5 protein-coding genes are annotated in these 5,003 nt (G+C 74.4%); 3 read left to right on the plus strand and 2 right to left on the minus strand.

Translation table 11 applies throughout. The features are described from left to right. The 3 genes from E2E34_RS31080 to E2E34_RS31090 all read left to right on the plus strand — a co-directional run. On the plus strand, nt 1-2,006 hold a 2,006-nt coding region (locus E2E34_RS31080; RefSeq protein ID WP_138905195.1), incomplete at its 5' end, for a copper-translocating P-type ATPase. Between the two features lie 131 nt (nt 2,007-2,137). Then, nucleotides 2,138-2,803 (plus strand): HD domain-containing protein, encoded by a 666-nt coding sequence (locus E2E34_RS31085; RefSeq protein ID WP_138905196.1) that lies wholly within the window; start codon nt 2,138-2,140, stop codon nt 2,801-2,803. 75 nt (nt 2,804-2,878) lie between these two features. Next, the gene (locus E2E34_RS31090; protein WP_138905199.1) at nt 2,879-4,117 is read left to right on the plus strand and encodes a Cmx/CmrA family chloramphenicol efflux MFS transporter; all 1,239 of its coding nucleotides are present in this window, start codon (nt 2,879-2,881) and stop codon (nt 4,115-4,117) included. A gap of 191 nt (nt 4,118-4,308) precedes the next feature. On the opposite strand, the gene E2E34_RS31095 is transcribed toward E2E34_RS31090, so the two are convergent. Then, nucleotides 4,309-4,575, minus strand: coding sequence for a DUF4031 domain-containing protein (locus E2E34_RS31095; RefSeq protein ID WP_138905197.1), 267 nt, complete (start codon nt 4,573-4,575; stop codon nt 4,309-4,311). Nucleotides 4,576-4,579: 4 nt separating this feature from the next. Next, entirely contained in the window at nt 4,580-4,939 is a 360-nt protein-coding gene (locus E2E34_RS31100; protein WP_138905198.1) for a DUF8819 family protein, read from the minus strand. Nucleotides 4,940-5,003: the final 64 nt, after the last annotated feature.

The raw sequence follows: 5,003 nt of genomic DNA on the forward strand, positions 1-5,003 counted from the left end.
CCCCGTCCGCCGACGACGACGAACTCGGCCCCCTCCGGCGGCGGCTGCTCACCGCGACCCTCCTCGCCGTCCCCGTGGTCGCGATGGCGATGGTCCCCGCCCTCCAGATCGATTACTGGCAGTGGCTGTCCCTGACGCTGGCCGCCCCCGTCGTGACGTACGCCGCCTGGCCCTTCCACCGCGCCGCGTGGACCAACGCCCGGCACGGCGCGGCCACGATGGACACCCTGATCTCGGTCGGCACGTCGGCCGCGTTCCTGTGGTCCGTGTGGGCCCTGTTCTTCGGGACCGCCGGCACCCCCGGCATGACCCACCCCTTCGAGCTGACCGTCTCGCGCGGCGACGGGGCCGGGAACATCTACCTGGAGGCGGCGGCCGGCGTCACCGCGTTCATCCTGGCCGGGCGCTACTTCGAGGCGCGCTCCAAGCGCAAGGCCGGCGCGGCCCTGAAGGCGCTGCTGGAGCTGGGCGCCAAGAGCGTGACCGTACTGCGCGACGGCGGCAGCCGGGAGGAGACGGTCCCGACCGACCGGCTGGCCGTCGGCGACCGGTTCCTGGTCCGCCCGGGCGAGAAGATCGCCACCGACGGCACGGTCGTCGAAGGCACCTCCGCCGTCGACGCCGCCCTGCTCACCGGCGAGTCCGTGCCGGTCGAGGTCGCCCCCGGCGACACCGTCACCGGCGCCACCCTCAACGCCGGCGGCCGCCTGGTCGTCGAGGCGACCCGGGTCGGCGCGGACACCCAGCTCGCCCGCATGGCCAAGCTCGTGGAGGACGCCCAGAACGGCAAGGCCGCCGCCCAGCGCCTGGCCGACAGGATCTCCGCCGTCTTCGTCCCCGTCGTCATCGCCCTGGCGCTCGGCACCCTCGGCTTCTGGCTCGGCACCGGAGCCGGACTGACCGCCGCGTTCACCGCCGCCGTGGCCGTGCTGATCATCGCCTGCCCGTGCGCGCTCGGGCTGGCCACCCCGACCGCCCTCATGGTCGGCACCGGCCGCGGCGCACAGCTCGGCATCCTGATCAAGGGCCCCGAAGTGCTGGAGAGCACCCGCAGGGCCGACACGATCGTCCTCGACAAGACCGGCACCGTCACCACCGGCCGGATGACCCTCCTCGCCGTCCACCCGGCCCCCACCACCACCGAGACGGAGGTACTGCGCCTGGCGGGCGCCCTGGAGCACGCCTCCGAGCACCCCGTCGCCCGGGCCGTGGCCGCCGGCGCCGTCGAGCGGACGGGCGGGCCCCTGCCCACCCCCGAGGACTTCGCGAACGTGCCCGGACTCGGCGTCCAGGGCGTCGTCGAGGGCCACGCGGTCCTGGTCGGCCGCACCAAGCTGCTCGCCGAGTGGGCGATCGAGCTCCCCGTGGCGCTGGAGCGGGCCAGGGCCGACGCCGAGGCGGCGGGCCGTACCGCGATCGCGGTGGCCTGGGACGGCGAGGCCCGCGCGGTGCTGGAGGTCGCGGACGCGGTCAAGGACACCAGCGCCGAGGCGGTCCGCAGGCTGCGCTCACTCGGCCTGACACCCATCCTGCTGACCGGCGACAACCGGGCCGTCGCCGAGTCGGTGGCCCGCGAGGTGGGCATCGAGGAGGTGTTCGCGGAGGTCATGCCCGAGGACAAGGTCGACGTCGTGAAGAGGCTCCAGGACCAGGGGCGCAGCGTGGCCATGGTCGGCGACGGCGTCAACGACGCCGCCGCGCTCGCCCAGGCCGATCTCGGACTGGCCATGGGGACCGGTACCGACGCCGCGATCGAGGCGGGCGACCTGACGCTGGTACGGGGCGACCTGCTCGCCGCGGCCGACGCGATCCGCCTGTCGCGCCGGACGCTGGGCACCATCAGGTCCAACCTCTTCTGGGCCTTCGCCTACAACGTCGCCGCCCTCCCGCTGGCCGCGGCCGGCCTCCTCAACCCGATGATCGCCGGAGCGGCCATGGCCTTCTCGTCGGTCTTCGTCGTCGGCAACTCGCTGCGCCTGCGCGGCTTCAAGGCGGCCGCCAGCTGAGGACCGGCACCGCTCTCGTGCGAAGCCCGGGTACGCCACCGGCCTTCGCGCGGGGGCGGTCCGGCGTGTGCGCTAGCCGCGATGCCCGGTCCCCACCGGGGCCGGCCGCGCCGCCCGGCACAATGACGTCCATGAACGCCACGGCCGCCACCCCGCCGCACCCCGCGCACGACGACCTGGTCCGCCGCTGGCTGGACACGCTCCCGGCCGCCGGTGAGCTGTCCGCCGACCCCCGCCCGTACGCCGAGAACCTCCTCGCCCGCTGGGCCGAGCCGCAGCGGCGCTACCACTCGACCGATCACCTGGTCGCGGTCCTCGGCCACCTCGACACGCTGGCCGGGCACGCCGGCGATCCGGCGGCCGTCCGCCTCGCCGCGTGGTTCCACGACGCGGTCTACCGCCCCGACCGCTCCGAGAACGAGGAGCGCAGCGCCGTCCTCGCCGAGCGCGCGCTGGCCGAGCTGGGGCTCGACGAGGCCCGTACGGCCGAGGTCGCGCGCCTGGTCCGCCTCACCGCCGGCCACGACCCGGCCCCCCACGACACCAACGGCGAGGCGCTGTGCGACGCGGACCTGGCGGTCCTGGCCTCGGCCCCGGCGGCGTACGCCGCCTACGCGGCGGCGGTCCGCGAGGAGTACGGCTTCGTGCCCGACGACGCGTTCCGCGCAGGGCGCGCGGCGGTCCTGCGGCAGCTCCTGGACCTGCCGGCCCTGTTCCGTACGCCGCACGGGCGGGCCGAGTGGGAGGCGCGGGCGCGGCAGAACCTGGCGACGGAACTGGACCTGCTCACGGTCTGAGACAGGGGGGGAATGCGAGCGCCGACAGCGGTGTTCTTGCCTGTCATGCCTGACTCCGCCGACCGACGCACCCGTATGCCCCTGGCCGTCTACATACTCGGCCTGGCGGTCTTCGCCCTCGGCACCAGCGAATTCATGCTGTCCGGGCTGCTGCCGCCGATCGCCGCCGACATGGACGTATCGATCCCGCAGGCCGGGCTCCTGATCTCGGCCTTCGCCATCGGCATGGTGATCGGCGCGCCGCTGCTGGCCGTCGCCACGCTGCGCCTGCCCCGCCGTACGACCCTGATCACCCTGATCACGGTCTTCGGCCTCGGGCAGGTCGCCGGCGCGCTGGCGCCCTCGTACGAGCTGCTGTTCGCCTCGCGCGTCGTGAGCGCCTTCGCGTGCGCCGGGTTCTGGGCGGTGGGGGCGGCGGTCGCCATCGCGATGGTGCCGGTGGATTCGCGGGCGCGGGCGATGGCCGTCATGATCGGCGGGCTGAGCATCGCGAACGTGCTGGGCGTGCCGGCCGGGGCGTTCCTCGGCGAGCACCTCGGCTGGCGGTCGGCGTTCTGGGCGGTGGGCGCGGCGTCCGCGCTCGCGCTGGTGGGCGTCGTGACGTCGATCCCGCGCATCCCGCTCCCGGCGCGAAAGCCGCGGCTCGGCCAGGAACTGGCGATCTACCGCGACGGCCAGGTCTGGCTCGCGATCACGATCACGGCGCTGGCGGCGGGCGGCGTCTTCTGCGCGTTCAGCTACCTCGCGCCGCTGCTGACGGATGTGGCCGGGCTCGACGCGGGCTGGGTGCCCACGGTCCTGGCGCTGTTCGGCATCGGGGCGCTGGTGGGTACGACGGTGGGCGGCCGGGTCGCGGACGCGCACCTGTTCGGCGTCCTGCTCAGCGGCATCGCGGCGTCGACGGTCTTCCTGGTGGTGCTGGCGCTGTTCGCCTCCGGCGCGGCGGTGGCGGTGGCGCTTTCGTTCCTGCTCGGCCTCTCGGCGTTCTACACGGCGCCGGCGCTCAACGCCCGGATGTTCAACGTCGCGGGCGCGGCCCCGACCCTGGCCGGGGCGACGACCACGGCGGCGTTCAACCTGGGCAACACGGGCGGCCCGTGGCTCGGCGGCACGGTGATCGACGCGGGCTTCGGTTTCGCCGCGACGGCCTGGGCGGGCGCGGCGATGACGGTACTGGCGCTGGTGGCGGTGGCGTTCTCGCTGCGGCTCCAGCGCAGGGTGGGCACCGACTCGCTCGTGGTGACGGGCTCGGAGGCGCACGCCCCGGAGACGGCACGCGCCAACGGCTCTGAGACCGGTGCGTCGCTCACCTGATCGTGGGACGCGATCGCTACGACGAAGGCGGTCCGGCGGTCACTCTGTTCTCCGATCCGCGCAACGGCATGTACCGGACCGGCCTGCGCAAGCCTTTCGGGGAACCGGTCGCCCTGCCCGAGCCCTTCGGCGGCGAACTGGACACCGAGGGCTTCGTGGCCCAAGACCTGCCGTCAGCGGGGGCGGCCGCCCTACGCCGGCCGCCCCTTCGGCCGCCGCAGTCCCGCCGCCGTGAGCCGGCGTACGAGCTCCTTCGAGCCCACCTCCACCGCACCCGCCCGCACCGCGTCCGCGTACCGCACGTCCGGTACGTCGTAGTGGTCCCGCTCGAACGCCTTCGGCGGGCAGCCGATCGCCGCCGCGAAGGCGTGCAGCTCCTCGAACGACACGTCGCTCACCAGGTGCGACCACATCCGGCCGTGCCCGGGCCACGTCGGCGGGTCGATGTAGACCGTCACGCCGTCACCGCAGACCGCCGACCGGCGCCACGATCACGGACGCCTTGGCGCACACCCAGTGCGGGTCCGGCCCGAGCTCCGGCGCCACCTCCAGCGCGTGCGGCTCCCCCTCCGCGCACACCGGGCAGATCGGCCAGCGGCCGTACCGTTCGAGCAGCGCGTCCTGTACGTCCTGGGCTATCAGGCCCGTGACGTACTCCGCGCCCTCCGGCCACTGCTCCACCCACCAACGGCGGTGCACCACCGCGTCCTCGACCAGGGAGACGACGTCCGCACGGGCCACTTCACGGGCTGCGAGGTCGGCCATGACCAGGGCGCGGGCGGCATGCAGAGCCTGCTCCGTGGGGGAGGGAATCGGGTCCATACAGCCATTGTCGCGCGCCGCACCCGAGGGCTCGCGGCCCGTCCCCTGTCACTTATACACATCT

This window comes from Streptomyces albidochromogenes (assembly GCF_005981925.1).
In the GTDB taxonomy this organism is placed as follows: domain Bacteria; phylum Actinomycetota; class Actinomycetes; order Streptomycetales; family Streptomycetaceae; genus Streptomyces; species Streptomyces albidochromogenes.